This window comes from Marinobacter sp. L-13, assembly GCF_056857715.1.
Genome location: NZ_JBSXNQ010000035.1, coordinates 18,019 through 32,547, shown reverse-complemented (window position 1 = coordinate 32,547; position 14,529 = coordinate 18,019). Strand labels below are relative to the sequence as shown.

At 55.2% G+C, this 14,529-nt stretch carries 13 protein-coding genes; 9 read left to right on the top strand and 4 right to left on the bottom strand.

The window, feature by feature from the left end; genetic code table 11:
* Nucleotides 1–240, bottom strand: a 240-nt coding sequence (locus AC13DD_RS03175) for a transposase (protein WP_482930858.1), incomplete at its 3' end; no start/stop codon positions are given.
* Between the two features lie 140 nt (nt 241–380).
* On the opposite strand from AC13DD_RS03175, the gene AC13DD_RS03170 reads away from it, so the two are divergent.
* The 3 genes from AC13DD_RS03170 to AC13DD_RS03160 all read left to right on the top strand — a co-directional run bounded on the left by AC13DD_RS03170 (nt 381) and on the right by AC13DD_RS03160 (nt 3,827).
* The gene (locus tag AC13DD_RS03170) at nt 381–2,690 is read left to right on the top strand and encodes a hypothetical protein (protein ID WP_482930857.1); all 2,310 of its coding nucleotides are present in this window, start codon (nt 381–383) and stop codon (nt 2,688–2,690) included.
* A 327-nt stretch (nt 2,691–3,017) separates the two neighbouring features.
* Complete coding sequence (locus AC13DD_RS03165) at nt 3,018–3,359, top strand: LPD1 domain-containing protein (protein WP_482930856.1); 342 nt, start codon at nt 3,018–3,020, stop codon at nt 3,357–3,359.
* Between the two features lie 6 nt (nt 3,360–3,365).
* The gene (locus AC13DD_RS03160) at nt 3,366–3,827 is read left to right on the top strand and encodes a methyltransferase family protein (RefSeq protein ID WP_405417621.1); all 462 of its coding nucleotides are present in this window, start codon (nt 3,366–3,368) and stop codon (nt 3,825–3,827) included.
* A 36-nt stretch (nt 3,828–3,863) separates the two neighbouring features.
* Here the strand turns inward: AC13DD_RS03160 and AC13DD_RS03155 are convergent, their stop codons facing one another.
* Complete coding sequence (locus tag AC13DD_RS03155) at nt 3,864–6,458, bottom strand: EAL domain-containing protein (RefSeq protein WP_482930855.1); 2,595 nt, start codon at nt 6,456–6,458, stop codon at nt 3,864–3,866.
* 240 nt (nt 6,459–6,698) lie between these two features.
* On the opposite strand from AC13DD_RS03155, the gene AC13DD_RS03150 reads away from it, so the two are divergent.
* The 6 genes from AC13DD_RS03150 to ahpC all read left to right on the top strand — a co-directional run bounded on the left by AC13DD_RS03150 (nt 6,699) and on the right by ahpC (nt 13,084).
* Entirely contained in the window at nt 6,699–6,911 is a 213-nt protein-coding gene (locus tag AC13DD_RS03150; protein WP_053113332.1) for a hypothetical protein, read from the top strand.
* 195 nt (nt 6,912–7,106) lie between these two features.
* Nucleotides 7,107–7,700 carry a transcriptional regulator BetI gene (gene betI / locus AC13DD_RS03145; protein ID WP_014578776.1) on the top strand — a complete coding sequence of 198 codons (594 nt, stop codon included), beginning with the start codon at nt 7,107–7,109 and terminating at the stop codon, nt 7,698–7,700.
* Between the two features lie 63 nt (nt 7,701–7,763).
* On the top strand, nt 7,764–9,233 hold the full coding sequence (gene betB / locus AC13DD_RS03140; protein ID WP_104270951.1) for a betaine-aldehyde dehydrogenase: 1,470 nt from the start codon (nt 7,764–7,766) through the stop codon (nt 9,231–9,233).
* A gap of 25 nt (nt 9,234–9,258) precedes the next feature.
* Nucleotides 9,259–10,944 carry a choline dehydrogenase gene (gene betA / locus AC13DD_RS03135; protein ID WP_482930854.1) on the top strand — a complete coding sequence of 562 codons (1,686 nt, stop codon included), beginning with the start codon at nt 9,259–9,261 and terminating at the stop codon, nt 10,942–10,944.
* 196 nt (nt 10,945–11,140) lie between these two features.
* Nucleotides 11,141–12,358, top strand: coding sequence for a choline transporter (locus tag AC13DD_RS03130; protein ID WP_092030698.1), 1,218 nt, complete (start codon nt 11,141–11,143; stop codon nt 12,356–12,358).
* 162 nt (nt 12,359–12,520) lie between these two features.
* Entirely contained in the window at nt 12,521–13,084 is a 564-nt protein-coding gene (gene ahpC / locus AC13DD_RS03125; RefSeq protein WP_008172630.1) for an alkyl hydroperoxide reductase subunit C, read from the top strand.
* A gap of 78 nt (nt 13,085–13,162) precedes the next feature.
* Here ahpC and AC13DD_RS03120 read toward each other — a convergent pair whose 3' ends face one another.
* Together AC13DD_RS03120 and AC13DD_RS03115 are read right to left on the bottom strand one after the other, a co-directional pair.
* The gene (locus tag AC13DD_RS03120) at nt 13,163–13,639 is read right to left on the bottom strand and encodes a peroxiredoxin (protein ID WP_053113330.1); all 477 of its coding nucleotides are present in this window, start codon (nt 13,637–13,639) and stop codon (nt 13,163–13,165) included.
* Complete coding sequence (locus tag AC13DD_RS03115; protein WP_482930853.1) at nt 13,620–14,375, bottom strand: DUF3581 domain-containing protein; 756 nt, start codon at nt 14,373–14,375, stop codon at nt 13,620–13,622. The genes AC13DD_RS03120 and AC13DD_RS03115 overlap by 20 nt, the downstream gene beginning before the upstream one ends.
* Between the last annotated feature and the right edge of the window lie 154 nt (nt 14,376–14,529).

Sequence of the window (14,529 nt, the reverse complement as noted above, 5' to 3'; positions counted from 1 at the left end):
TTCGTAGCCACCGGCCACACCGTAGACCCGTTGCCGGACCAGGGACTTGAGCTCATGACGAATCATCCGGGGATCCCGCTGGTCGGTCAGAGTCTCGGGCAGCCGTTGGGTTAACCGGTGTTGTTTGTCGACTTCGCGCAGTAACAGCAAGCCGGCATCGGAGATGATATGGCCTCCCGAGAAGTCGGTTTCAATCTGGCGGCGGGAAACTGGCGAGAAGGTCAGTTTTTGAGGTACGATTTTGGATAGCGGTTGTTGGTGTTGATTGATGGTGTAAGGTCCTGAAATTTTAACACTTTCAGCCGCTTTCTTTTATCCCCTCATGAGAAATTCGGGCTAGACCAGAGCACAGCTTTCTCGGGGAGGCGCTGGCGCGTCTCGTGGGCTTGGGCCAAGTCGGCGACACGCACCTCTGGCAATACATTGCAGGTGAAGTTACAGACGAAGATGCTGCTCATTTTCGATTTAATCAAAAGCTTCGTTGTTCACCGAATGAATTTGGTGCTAAGAACAAGAATTTTTTGAGCCGTCGTATGGGAGAATCCACTCCATTACTGGATGTGGCTATAGCATCGGTCGAGAGGTGGAGTAGGGCTAAGTCTGAGCGCTATGGAAGAGTCGGTGACGATTTTCGTTTTGGATTTCTGAATGACACCTCTTATGAAGACAATCATTCACAGCAAGATTTTCGCCATACAGACGAAGAGCGCTGTTTGTTCGACGCTATTGAGTCGGGTGTTATGTATCAGGCTGGAAGGGATTCGGTTTGGTGGAAAGAGAATCGAGAGCGCTTAGTGCTCAGTTTTGAAGGTTCACTGCGTTATTTGGGCATCCTTGCTTGTACTGAGAATTACAACGAAAACCTCGATCTGATAGTACGGATACTGAAGCGAGCTGAGTGGTACGAACTCAGTTTACAGTATGAAATAGGATCCCTAGTGAAAGCGGCATTCGTCTACCTTGATCCCGATTCACAGATGCAAATCCAGGAAACAATCCTATCATTAGCTGAGTCTAATACAGGAGGGCATCGAGAGCAGGAATCCAGACTCTTGTCTCAAGGGCAGTTAATTCTTGCTGTTCCCTGTCACCTGCGAAGTTCAGAGGCGCAAGGCGTAATTAATAGTTGTGAGGAACTCATTTGGCTTCTGGAAAGAGTTCCCAGAATCGGAGCGCGTGGAGGAGTAGTAAGTGCTCCATTTTCCTTCCAGGTGTTTCTTGAAGCTAGCAGTGCAGGTGTTCTGAATCTTCTGAAACATTATGACGGATACCAAAGCCGTTTTGATGATTTACTTGTCGGTGGTGAGAGGGAGGTTGGTTGGCAACTCCGCGAAGCAGTATCGCGCGATCCTTTGCGTTTTGTAGAACTTTTGTCAGATCATTGGGTAAGTGTTCCTTATTGTTTCAGGGACGATTTCATGGATGGACTCGGGACTTTTCTGCGCTATAAATACGGCGATTTGCGACCAAACGCAGATTGGTCGCCTCTCAAAGTTCCAGAAGCTAAGGATCTCGCGCAAAAAATAATTAAAGAGTTGGAGAGATTTCCCGAGCACTGGCATCACAATCGGGCGGCTTCGAAAGCAATTGAGGGTTGTGCTTTTGTGGTACGCGATGCTGACACTGCTGAACGGTTAGTAAATCTAGCCAAAGGATTTGCCGATATCGAAGAGGAAGATGCGCTAGCCGAAAGTCGCGCTGATCTTATAAGTGTTGGGCTAAATACAGCTTCGGGTGCTATTGCTAGCTCTCTCATGGTGCTTGCAATTAAACATGAGGAGAAAGGCCTCGACTGGCCCGTAGATCTGCTGGAAGCGTTACGGCAGTTCTCAAATATCGACAACCCTGCAACGCGCTCAATGCTCTTGACGCGGATGCCTCACCTGCAACATTTCGATTCCGAATTAGGTTGGGAACTGTTTGAAAATATAATGAGAAAACCTGCTCCTGGTCTTTGGAGAGCCGCTGAGCAGTGTTTGTATCATTCCTACCACCACAGGTTCGACAAAGTTGATGGGTATTTGGATAAGCTGCGTCGAGAGGGCAAAGGTGAAGACTTGGAAACTTGGGGCCGCATATCTGCGCTAGCTGCTTTTTCTCAAAAAATAGAGCTCTCATCCTTGTTGGGCGACCTTGAGACCTTGGCCTCAGAACATGCGTGGAGCGGCGCTGCCAGTGTATGGTCGCATTTGGGAAACTTCGTTAGTAATCCCGAGCAATGCTCAGCTGGACTTGAGCAAGGTATGCAGCAAGAGAGAAGGCATGCTGCTGTTGTAGCACGAGAATTTCGTTCACTTCTACAAGAAAACGAACCTATAGCGGTCGTTCCTATCGGTCAATTGGAGCGGTGCCTTTCACTACTTGAAATAAAAGGTGAAGCAGGTAGAAGTGACTTATTTGGAATTGATAAATGGCTTGATGCAACTTCGCTGATAGACCCGCTTTATGCTTTGGAGGCTTCAGAGCTTTACTTCGATTATGCTCGGCGTGCCAATATATACGTTTATGATCATGATGATTGTTTCACGAAAGTTTTGACTCGGTTGTTCGCACATGCTGAAGAGTTAGAAGAATCTGACGGCGGTGAGACCCTGAACCGAGTGATTCGAATTCAAGACGCCTTGCTGGCTTTAGGCGTGAAGGGCGTTGAAAATTGGCTCCGGGCAGCGGAGCGTTCAATGGTGCAGTAGGGGCGGCACGAGCTGGCGTCGAAACATCCAGGGCAATGCGCCAAAAAGAAGCAGATATGCGGAGCTTAAGGAAGGCAAATGCTCTACCAAAAGTTGACATCTTTAAGCAGTTACACAGATTTTTGTACACCTTTTACTATGTCAACATGTGACAGTTTTCAAGTGTATTTAATTGTATATAAAGCAAGGCGTTAAGGATAAATGTACAACATGTTCGTTTATGTGTAGTACCTTCACGCCTTTGATCATTACATCGGCGAGAAACTTTTCGGCGAGGCCCACAGAGGCCAGTTTGCTTCGAAGCTCTGGCTTGGCCGTGACGACGCTGTGCGGCATCCGCTGAACGATCGACTGCAGGCCTGCTTCAAGGCGATTCTGCTGGACGAAAAAGGCGCAGAGCCCAGCGAGCTCTTCCGGTGCTCGGTGAGGGCGGACAAAGCGGCAGGGATTCAATATTTCAGCTTGCCTGAAGAGCTTTGCGCCCGGGCGTTTGAAGCGTTTGTGCAGGATGCAAACGTGAAGAACGCCTTTCTGGTGAGCGGAACCCGGGAATCTGAAGAGGCAAAACTGGGTCTGTACCCGGTGGGCGCGGAACGCGAACGCGTCAACAACGCTTTTTACGATTATTATACCGCTCTTGGCCGGGCGCTCCGGTCAGCAGAGGAGTAATGGCTTGTGACAGCACTTGAGCTGAAAATACCACCGGTGGTTCTTGTCGCTATTGTGGCGGTTGGGATGTGGGCTCTGTCCCGCATTGCACCTGACTTGGCAATCGCCATTCCAGCAGCAGGCTGGTTGGCGTCTGGCGTTGCACTGACGGGTATGGCGATCGCGGTTCTTGGTGTCTTGGCGTTCAGAAAGGTGGGCACAACGGTAGATCCCAGGGTTCCCGGGCAGTCGGAAAGTCTCGTGGTTTCTGGTGTCTATCGGTACAGCAGAAACCCGATGTACCTCGGATTCCTGCTGGTTCTCTGCGCCTGGGGGCTGTGGCTTGGCAATCTGCCGGCCCTGCTTTTTCTACCGGCATTTGTCCTCTACATGAACCATTTCCAGATTGTTCCGGAGGAGCGGTTCATGCGGGACAAATTCGGTGCCACCTATACGACCTACTGTGCCAAGGTTCGCCGCTGGATATGAGCAGCAATTCAGCGGCAGTGCGCGTGAGCAAACCAACTAAAGGAGCCGTTCCAGGCTAGAAGCCTTCCTTTCAACCTCCAGCCAGGCCTGTAGCTCGTGGAGCGGCTTCGGCGAGCAGATCCAGTAGCCCTGGAGCATTTCCGCTCCCAACTGGTTGAGAAGGCGGGCCGACTTTTCGGTTTCGACACCCTCGGCCACCACCTGATAGCCCAGGCCCTGGCCCATCCTGATGGCGGTTTCGACAATCATCCGCGCGCCCTCGCTGGATTCGATGTCCTGTAACAGAGCGCGGTCCAGTTTGATTTCGCTGGCCGGTAGTTTCTTGAGATAGGAAAGCGAGGAGTAGCCGGCGCCAAAGTCGTCAATCGACAGCTTCAGCCCGATAGCCGTTAATTCGTTCAGGGCGTTCAGGCCCCTGTGGGGATCGTCCATGGCAGCGGTTTCGGTCAGCTCAATGATGACCTGTTCCGGATTCAGCTGATTGCGCTTTGTCCGGGTTTCGAACAGCCCCACCAGTTCCGGAGAGCTCAGATCCCGGGCAGAGATATTCACAGAAACGGTCAGAGACGGATCGAGGGCATGGAGTTCCTTCAGATCGTTCAGAGCCTGGTCCACCACCCATCGGGTCAGATGTTTGATCACTCCGGTTTTCTCCGCCATCGGAACAAACTCAATCGGCGGCACCCAGCCCCGGTCCGGGTGATGCCAGCGGATCAGGGCTTCCACACCCACCACTTTACCTGTCGCCAGGCTGATTTTAGGCTGATAGTAGAGCTCGGTCTGATTGTGGTGCAGTGCCTCCCGGAGGTCGGACATCAACGTCAGCCGGCTTTCGTCATAGATGTCATCCTTGCGGGAATACAGGCCGGTTTGATACGGGCCATGAGGCGCCATTTCCATGCCGACATGGGCATTGCGGATCAGCAGAGCGGCTTTCTTGCCATGTTCCGGATAGCAGGCGGCACCAAACCGGGGATTGGGCTCTATGGCAATGTTATCCAGCAACACGGGTTCCGCCAGTTGTTTGAGTGCGTTATCCAGCGACTGGAAGTCGTCTGCCGTTTTACTGACGTTCACCAACAAACCAAAACTGTCGCCAGACAGCTGATATACCCGCTCATCGTTCCCACGCGCATCGACGGTGTGATGAACCATGGGCAGGCCTGAGGCCAAACGGGTCATATGCTCTGCCATGGCCTTGAGCAAACGTTCGCTACGGTCGAGGCCCAGGGTCCGGCTGATTTCCTTGAGCTGCGTTATCCGGGTAACGCCCACCATGAAGCGCCCGTTGGGGTTTTCCCGCAATTGCTCATCCACCATCCATTCGAACCGGTTCCGGTTTGGTAGCCCGGTCACCGGATCGTGGGTCAGTGCTTCATTCAACTGGGTCTGGGCTTCGTTGCGGGCCTTCTGTTGTTTGAGGATATCGGCCTGAGCCTGGATTTTCTGTTCCCGTTCCCGGTACAGGCGGTCGGCGAGGGCAAGCGTGAGAATGAAAGCCTCGAGCCCGGAGCCGATCTGCATGGCGTACTCGGTAAAGAAATTCTCTGGCAACAGGCCCAGGGCCCGCCCCGCCGTTGCCGAGACCCCTATCGTAAGAGGTGTCCAGGCGATCGTGAAGAACACCCCGGCCCTGACACCGGCAGCCCAGGCCACAGGGCCGGCCACCAGGAGCAGCGAGAAGAATGCGAACGCGGAAACGGCCGCCACCCGGATACCGGTGTCGTAATCCAGCAGCGGCGCAGACAGGAAAAACAGCATCTCAAACAAGAGCATCGCCTGCAGGGCCCGGTACAGCCTGGGGCTGTTAGAGCGCACCTGGAGGAACTCCATGCAGAACAGTATCGAGAACATCGCCAGGAATGGCATCGACAGCAGAAGCACATGCGTGTGAAGAAACGGTGCGCCCGGGTAGATGTGCTGAAGTGTATAGCCGCGCACAGCGGCGAAGAACAGGAAGTAGCCGGAAATGGCCAGGGCGTAGAACAGGTACAGCTTTTCTCGCAGGGTCAGGAACACGGCCAGGTTGATCAGGATGATCACTGCCAGACTGCCGTAGTAGAAAAAGTGCAGTTTCTGCTCGTTGGCAGCGGCTTCGTAAAAATCATTCTGCTGCCAGATCTGCAGCGGCACCACCATCGTGCCCTGGGTGGCGACCCGGATATAAAGCGTTTTCGAGGCGTCCGGGGCTACATGGAATCGATATAGCATGTTGGGATGGTCGACATCCCTGGGGTAGAAAGAGCGGGTGTCCCCGGTGGCGAATTCTCGGAGCAGGGTGCCGCCGGAGAGCTCGTGAAACACCACGTCATCAAGCTGGGAATAGCCCAGCTCTGCAATCAGAAGCTGGTCGCGGCCGGTCTGGTTTTGCACCTCAACCCGCAGCCAGTAGGCGGAATCGGTAATCCCGAAGGTGGCCTTACCCGATGGATTGGTCTGCCAGGCGCGATCGGGAAGGGCGCGAACATCGGCCAGTTCCGCTTCGGCGCTGGCGTCTTCCCAGTACTGGAAATGGCTTTCAATCGGTTTTTCTGAGGCAAGTGTGACCGGGGCGCTATTCGCATGCGCAAACTGCGACGTGAAAGTCGCCAGACTCAGTAAAAAGATACGCAGAGCAGTGCTGAGGATCACCAACAGTAGACCCCGTTATATCGCCATCAGGCTTTTTTATTTTCCTGATCATCAGCTTAACAGCCTTTCTTCACCGGAAAAGCCGAGAACCAATATTTAATGTAGCGAAATGTCTCATATCTGCAGATTCTCCGCCTTGCCCACCCGTCCTTTTGTGCTCCCCGTAGCCCTCAAGCACCTGTCTCGATAGCGGCCCATCTGCTACGTTGAAAGGAGACATTCATTCCCAAGGAGGCCTCTATGTTCGTCGCTGAAAAAGCAACCGGGCACCTGATCGAAGTTCTGGATACACAGGCGCTGTTTGATCCCCATAGCCAGCAGGTGCGAGGCAGCCTCCATTACGGAGAGGAGGCGCAGGATCCTGAATTGTTTAAAAAAGCCGAACTCGCATTTCCCTCCGGTGAAGCGCTTCCTGTGTGCTGGACAGACCCGGATTACCGTCGCCATAGCTGATATTTGCTTGCCCTTCCTGCCGTCACAACCGCGCCATATCAGAGTGGCGCGATGCTTCCCTGCTTTCTGATCAGGTTTGAATTCCCCGCCTCGCTTCTGTAAGATTTTTATTAATTGAACGTTCAATTAATAAAAAGCAGGGCTGATTGGTGCTGCTTTTCAACACCGGAAACAAGACGAGTAACCGAAGCCGCCATGCCAAAAGTTGGGGTCAAAGACACACGCAAGCAGCAGCTGATTGAAGCCACCATGCATTCGATTGCCGAGCTGGGCATGCAGAACACCACCATTGTGAGCATCAGCAAACGGGCGGGCATGTCCTCCGGGATTATCAGCCATTATTTCGGCGGCAAGCAGGGTCTGATTGAGGCGGCCCTGCGTTATCTGCTCGATCAACTGGGCAAGGAACTGCGGGAGCGCATGGCCAAGACCGACCGCTCCCCGGAACAGCGGCTCAATTGCATCATCGAGTCGAACTTTTCCGAGTTTCAGCGCTCGGCGCTGGCGGCCAAGACCTGGCTGAGCTTCTGGGCCCGGTCGATGCATGAGCCGGGGCTCAAGCGGCTGCAGCAGATCAACAACGCCCGGCTGTACAGCAACCTGCGATATTCCTTCGCACAGGTGCTTGAACCCGGCGCAGCGACTGAGGCCGCCCGGCAAACCGCGGCAATGATCGATGGGTTCTGGTTGCGCAGTGCCCTGAGCCTGGACCCGGCAGAGAGTTTTGAAGCCGGTGAGCGGCTCTGCAAGAAATTTGTCCACGAGACACTGGCGCAGGCAACCGCCTGAGCCGGGATTGATTCGAACAGCCCACAAGGCCTGAAGACACCGAACTGAGGTTAATTACCGACTATGTCTGCATCTCTTCCTGTTGTTCAGAATTTCGTCCATGGCCGTTTCCTGGCCAACAGCACCGGCGAAACCTTCCCTGTGGTGAACCCGGCCACGGGTCAGGTTATCTACGAAGTGGAAGTGGCGGATGAATCCGTGCAGCAGGCCGCCATTGAAAGTGCCCGCGCCGGTTTTTCCGAGTGGTCTGCCATGACTGCCATCGAGCGCAGCCGGATTCTGCTTCGGGCGGTTGCGCTTCTGAGAGAGCGTAATGACGAATTGGCTGCCGCAGAGGTGCGCGATACTGGCAAGCCCTGGCAGGAAGCAGAAGCCGTGGATGTGGTCACCGGTGCCGATGCGGTTGAGTTCTTTGCCGGCCTGGCACCCTCCATCGAAGGTAACCAACAGGACCTGGGCGGTGATTTTTACTACACCCGCCGGGAGCCCCTGGGCATCTGTGCCGGCATTGGCGCCTGGAACTACCCGATCCAGATCGCCTGCTGGAAATCCGCGCCGGCCCTGGCCTGCGGTAACGCCATGATCTTCAAGCCATCCGAGGAAACCCCCATGGGTGCGGTGAAGCTGGCGGAAATCTTTACCGAAGCGGGCGTGCCGGCGGGCGTGTTCAACGTGGTGCAGGGCGCCGCCGAAGTTGGCCAGTGGCTGACCCACCACCCCGAGATTGCCAAGGTATCTTTCACGGGAGAAGTTGCCACCGGCAAGAAGGTGATGGCAGCGGCATCCTCCACCCTGAAAGACGTCACCATGGAGCTGGGCGGGAAGTCACCGCTGATCATCTTTGACGATGCGGATCTCGAGAACGCCATTTCCGCCGCCATGGTTGGCAATTTCTACACCCAGGGTGAGATCTGCACCAATGGCACCCGGGTGTTTGTTCATGAAGATCTGTACCCGCGCTTTATCGAACGTCTGCTGGAACGCACCCGCAACAATATCAAGCCTGGCGACCCGATGAATCCGGACACCAATTTCGGCGCGCTCATCTCCGCAAAACACCGGGATCTGGTGCTCGATTACATCGCCAAAGGCCTGTCCGAGGGCGCTACTCTCAGCCACGGCGGTCGGGCCTTCGAGCCGGAGGATTCCAAAGGCGGCTATTTTGTGGAACCCACCATCTTCACCGACTGCACCGATGATATGACCATCGTAAAGGAAGAGATTTTCGGGCCGGTGATGTCGGTTCTCACTTTCCGCGATGAGGACGAGGTAATTGCCCGCGCGAATAACACGGATACGGGGCTGGCCGCTGGCGTATTCACCAACGATATCCGTCGGGCGCACCGGGTCATTCACCAGATTCAGGCCGGCATCTGCTGGATCAACAGCTACGGCGCCTCCCCGGCGGAAATGCCGGTGGGTGGTTACAAACTCTCCGGCATCGGCCGGGAAAACGGGCGCGAGACCATTGCGCACTACACCCAGATCAAATCGGTGTATGTGGGCATGGAAGATTTGGACGCACCCTTTTAGTCGCAGGCCACACAGGAGAACGCGTATGACAGAAAATCGATACGACTACATCATTGTGGGTGCGGGTTCCGCCGGTTGTGTACTGGCCAACCGCCTGACCGAGGACGCGCGCCACCGGGTGCTGCTGCTGGAAACCGGCGGCAGCGACAAGAGCATCTTCATCCAGATGCCCACCGCCCTTTCCATTCCCATGAACACCAAGAAATACGCCTGGCAGTTCGAGACCGAGCCGGAGCCGTTCCTGGACAACCGTCGCATGCACTGCCCACGGGGCAAGGTGCTGGGGGGGTCTTCCTCCATCAACGGGATGGTGTATGTCCGTGGCCACGCCCGGGATTTTGACGAATGGGATTCCGAGGGCGCTACTGGCTGGCATTACCGCAACGTCCTGCCCTATTTCAGGAAGGCCGAAACCTGGGCCTTTGGCGGCAACGACTACCGGGGCGATAAGGGCCCGCTCGGTGTCAATAACGGCAATAACATGCAGAATCCGCTCTACAAGGCCTTTATCAGGGCGGGTTCCGATGCCGGTTACTTTGAGACCGATGATAACAACGGTACCCAGCAGGAAGGCTTCGGCGCCATGCACATGACCGTGAAGAACGGTCGTCGCTGGTCCACTGCGAACGCCTATCTGCGTCCGGCCATGGAGCGCGATAACCTGACTGTGGTCACCCATGCCCTGGTGCATAAGGTGTTGCTCGATGGCAAAACCGCCACCGGTGTCCGTTACGAGCAGGGCGGCAAGGTGCACGAGGCGAAAGCCGCCGAGGAAGTCATCCTGTCAGCGGGCTCTATCGGTTCACCCCACCTGCTCCAGCTGTCTGGTATTGGCAAGCGTGAGGTACTGGAAAAGGCTGGTATCGAGGTAAAGCACGAGCTACCGGGCGTTGGTGAGAACCTGCAGGACCACCTGGAGTTTTACTTTCAGTACCGCTGCAAGCAGCCGGTGTCGCTCAACGGCAAGCTGGACTGGTGGAACAAGCTGAAGATCGGTGTTCGCTGGATTCTCCGCAAGGATGGTCTGGGCGCCACCAATCACTTCGAGTCCTGTGGCTTCATCCGGTCCAAGGCCGGCGTCGAGTGGCCCGACCTGCAATATCACTTCTTACCGGCAGCCATGCGCTATGACGGTAAAGAAGCCTTCAACGGAGACGGATTCCAGCTGCACATTGGTCACAACAAGCCGAAAAGTCGGGGCTTTGTGCATGTGCAATCGGCCGACCCGAAACAGGCACCGACCATCCGCTTCAATTATCTGCAGCACGAGGCAGACCGGGAGGGCTTCCGGGACTGTGTGCGCCTGACCCGGGAAATCATCAACCAGCCGGCCATGGACGAGTACCGGGGAGCGGAGATCCAGCCCGGTGCCGAGGTCCAGACCGACGAGGAAATTGATGCGTTTGTCCGCCAGGCGGTGGAGAGCGCCTACCACCCGTCCTGCTCCTGCAAGATGGGCACCGACGAGCTGGCGGTGGTGGACCCGGAGACGCGGGTTCACGGTATCCGGAATCTCAGGGTGGTGGATTCGTCCATCTTCCCGACCATACCCAATGGCAACCTGAATTCGCCCACCATCATGTTGGCCGAGCGGGCAGCCGATCTGATCCGGGGCAGGGAGCCCCTGCAACCTTCTGACGCGCCTGTGGTGATGGACGACCAGTGGCAGACACGTCAGCGACCGGGACAGGCAAAGCGCGCGCTCGCATAGCGCGTCGTCATCCCACCCGGGCGTGCAACGCGCCCGGGGTTTTGCAAGCCCTCAGGATTTCCCTATCAGCGCGACGGTGTTCTGCCGTTTTCGGGCGCCCGATAGGCAAGTCCTGGGTTTGTGTCCGATTCGAACCAAGTAGAGGAGGAACACCCATGCTGTTTATCAAAAAGAAAGAAAGTAACCGGAGGACGTTATGACACTCTGGTTATCCGCAGGTCTGATCTTCACCTTCGCCGCCATTGTGCTGATCCTGTACAAATGGTGGGACATCCAGTGCATCGGCGTAACGCCGGTACGAACCTTCACCTTTATCGCCATTCTGTTCACCTCCGGTCTAGATGTGGGGCTGATCATGTTCCCGCTGACCGAGTTCGGTGGCTATGGCGATCTGTCTGCGAGCCCTGAGTACGGCTTTGCCAACCCCCTGGCTATCGAGTTCGGGTTCTGGGCGTTCCTGATCTGGGGCTTCTATTTCCTGACCTGTTTTTACTTCGCGATCATTGAGCCGCGGGTGCAGTTCTTTGAGATTCCGTTGGTGAAGGTCGTAAACAACGTGGTGATCATCGGCACCTGTGCGTTTACCGCCTATCTGCTGCTGGTGAATCTGCCCTGGTACCTGCCCATGCTCGGTGATGGCGAATCGGTGGTGCCAGCGTTCTACTTCATTGTATTTGCCTCGATTGCGCTGGCGGTCTATTCCAGCTCCAAGATCAAATATGTGCGCATCCTCAGTCTGGGTTCGAGCCTGTTGTTTATTGCCCTGATCGTGGGCATGTGGTTCCGGGCGTTCGTTATGGGTGCGGGCTCACCGGCAGATTTCTTTGGCACCGCCGGATTGATCGGCGAGTACTTCGCCAACATCCACCAGTTCGCCCTGCCGATTAACGACTACCACGAGTTCTACCTGTTCTGGTGGTTTGCCTGGAGCATCATGATTGGCCAGTTTACCGCGCGTTTTGTGAGCGGTATCCGTACCTGGCAGCTGTTGATTGCCATGCTGGTGGTACCGTCCATCGCCATTGGTGTCTGGTTTACCGTGCTTTACCACTACCACGCGGAAGGCCTGCAGATTGCGGCGTTCACCAATCTCGCCATGATTTCGGTGGGTGTGTTGATGGTGGTGAACTCGCTGGATTCATTGATCCGGCTCTATACCGACAACCTCAATCTCACTGCCCAGCGCCTCGGGCGGGTGAACTATGTGGTGTTCAATTTCCTGGCGATGGTTGGTCTGACCATGCTGTTCCAGCTGGATTTCCTGCGGATTCAGTGGGTTGGCGCCCTGGTGATTGCACTGTATTTTGGCTGCTTCGTCTATATCCTGGCGAACAAGCGGGCAGAAGTGGCTGCCATTAAAGCGTCACCGAAAGAAAATATTCTGGACTTTGGAAAGATTGAACTGGCTGGCTAAGACCCCATAAACGGGGTGGCGGAAAAATTCCCTTCAGAAGCCAGGGATAGGTTTTTCCTATCCCTGGCTTGGGAATTATCAATTTTATCCGCACCGCCGATATCCGTACTGTGGGCGCCACAAAGTCATTAACTTATGAATCCATCAACAAGGAGTTCTTTAATGGGCATCATTAACAGCGAGATCAAACCGTTCAACGCTACCGCCTTCAAAAACGGCGAGTTCGTTGAAATCAGCGAAGCAGACGTGAAAGGCAAGTGGGCGGTATTTTTCTTCTACCCGGCCGACTTTACCTTCGTGTGCCCGACCGAGCTGGGCGACGTGGCTGACAAGTATGAAGAGCTGCAAAAACTGGGCGTTGAAGTATTCTCCGTGTCTACCGACACGCACTTCACCCACAAGGCATGGCACAGCAGCTCCGAGACCATCGGTAAGATCAACTACTACATGGTTGGCGACCAGAACGGCACCATCACCAACAACTTTGGTGTGATGCGTGAAGGTCAGGGCCTGGCAGATCGCGCTACCTTCCTGATCGATCCGGACGGCGTTATCCAGGCGATGGAAATCACTGCTGAAGGTATCGGCCGTGACGCTGACGACCTGATGCGCAAAGTGAAAGCCGCTCAGTACGTTCGCAAGAATCCTGGCGAAGTATGCCCGGCCAAGTGGAAGGAAGGCGAAGAAACGCTGACTCCGTCACTGGACCTGGTTGGCAAGATCTAAGCTCTCCGAATGGAAAGCTTGGTTACAAAAAACCCCGGATAATCCGGGGTTTTTTTATGTCTGACGAAAAAGTGAGGTTCAAAGAGCCTCTAGAATGGTTTCGGCGCTGGTCTCGTCCAATCCCTGGGCGTCGATATTCAGCAGCTCAACCTTGCCGTCATTCACGATCATGGCGTAGCGCTGGCTACGAATGCCCATGCCGTTCGCGGTCCGATCCTGGGTCAGATCCAGAGCCTTGGCGAACTCTGCCACGCCATCAGCCAGCATGATGATCTCTTCGGCGTTGTGGGCCTTGCCCCAGGCGTCCATTACAAACGCATCGTTCACTGATGTGCAAACGATGCTGTCGATGCCTTTGGCCCGCAGTTTGTCGGCATTTACCACAAAACCGGGTAAATGGGCGGCTGAACAGGTGGGGGTAAACGCGCCGGGTACGGCAAACAGAACGGCTTTCTTGCCGGCAAAAAGTTCACTGGTACGGACTTTCTCAGGGCCTTTTTCGCCCATTACCTGAAGTTCGATGTCTGGCAGGGTATCACCCGGCTGAATTGGCATTGCTGTGGTCTCCGCTGTTGTCCTTGCTGAAATAGTCGGCACCCCGGGCCTTGAGGCGATAGAACTCTTCAATTACGCCGGCCATCGCCTCGGCACAGTAGGGCCGCAGACCACTTAATACGAGCCGTTTGGTCACTTCGCCCACTGGTGTGTGATCGGCGGTCAGACGGTATTCGAGAAGAACGTTACCCCGTTTACCGGCTGCCTCCAGGGTGGCGTTGTGCAATTCCAGCCCGGGCGAGGGCAGATCCAGATTCTCCAGGGCCAGGCTCATGCTCTCGTACATCACCATGGGGCGATCAGGATTGAACATCACCCCGTTAGACTCCATCAAAGGTTTCAGGGTATGGGGAAAGTTCTTGCCGGAGGCCGCCACATAGGCACGGGTGATGGTCTCGATCAACTCCTCATCCCGGGTTGTCGCGCCACTGCGGGCCACCTCGATATAGACCTTGCCGGCATCGTCACAGACGTCAATGGTGTTTTTGGTTTCAACGAACTTGAGCGGCACATTTTCTCCAAGCAGGCTGCGGAACCGGAAGGTCATATTCTCCGACAGCCCGAACCGAGCAAGCACAATGGCGAAAAGCAGGTCTCCTGGAACGCAGAAACGGCGGGCATCCGGGTCGTGGATGGGATTGAAATCCCCCGCAATTTCCTTGGCGAACTGGCTTGCCTGCAGGGCGGAAATTACGACGTGTCCGTCCTGGACGGAGTGGAAACGGTCTAGAAACATGCTTTGCCTATTCTGGATACCAGAGAATGATGTTGCGACGATATGACAACATCATACTGCGGCAGGCTTTCGGTGGATATGCGCTATTGGTCAAGCCCCGAGCAGCGGTGAATCTTCCGGTATAGCAAAGTCCTATCAAACAGTTTGGGTCAAT

What these genes read in the sequence shown, in the direction of transcription:
- AC13DD_RS03150 (WP_053113332.1), top strand. Translation starts at nt 6,699, where the DNA reads ATGTTCGTCGCTGAAAAAGCAACCGGGCACCTGATCGAAGTTCTGGAT.
- betI (WP_014578776.1), top strand. Translation starts at nt 7,107, where the DNA reads ATGCCAAAAGTTGGGGTCAAAGACACACGCAAGCAGCAGCTGATTGAA.
- betB (WP_104270951.1), top strand. Translation starts at nt 7,764, where the DNA reads ATGTCTGCATCTCTTCCTGTTGTTCAGAATTTCGTCCATGGCCGTTTC.
- betA (WP_482930854.1), top strand. Translation starts at nt 9,259, where the DNA reads ATGACAGAAAATCGATACGACTACATCATTGTGGGTGCGGGTTCCGCC.
- AC13DD_RS03130 (WP_092030698.1), top strand. Translation starts at nt 11,141, where the DNA reads ATGACACTCTGGTTATCCGCAGGTCTGATCTTCACCTTCGCCGCCATT.
- ahpC (WP_008172630.1), top strand. Translation starts at nt 12,521, where the DNA reads ATGGGCATCATTAACAGCGAGATCAAACCGTTCAACGCTACCGCCTTC.
- AC13DD_RS03120 (WP_053113330.1), bottom strand. Translation starts at nt 13,639, where the DNA reads ATGCCAATTCAGCCGGGTGATACCCTGCCAGACATCGAACTTCAGGTA.
- AC13DD_RS03115 (WP_482930853.1), bottom strand. Translation starts at nt 14,375, where the DNA reads ATGTTTCTAGACCGTTTCCACTCCGTCCAGGACGGACACGTCGTAATT.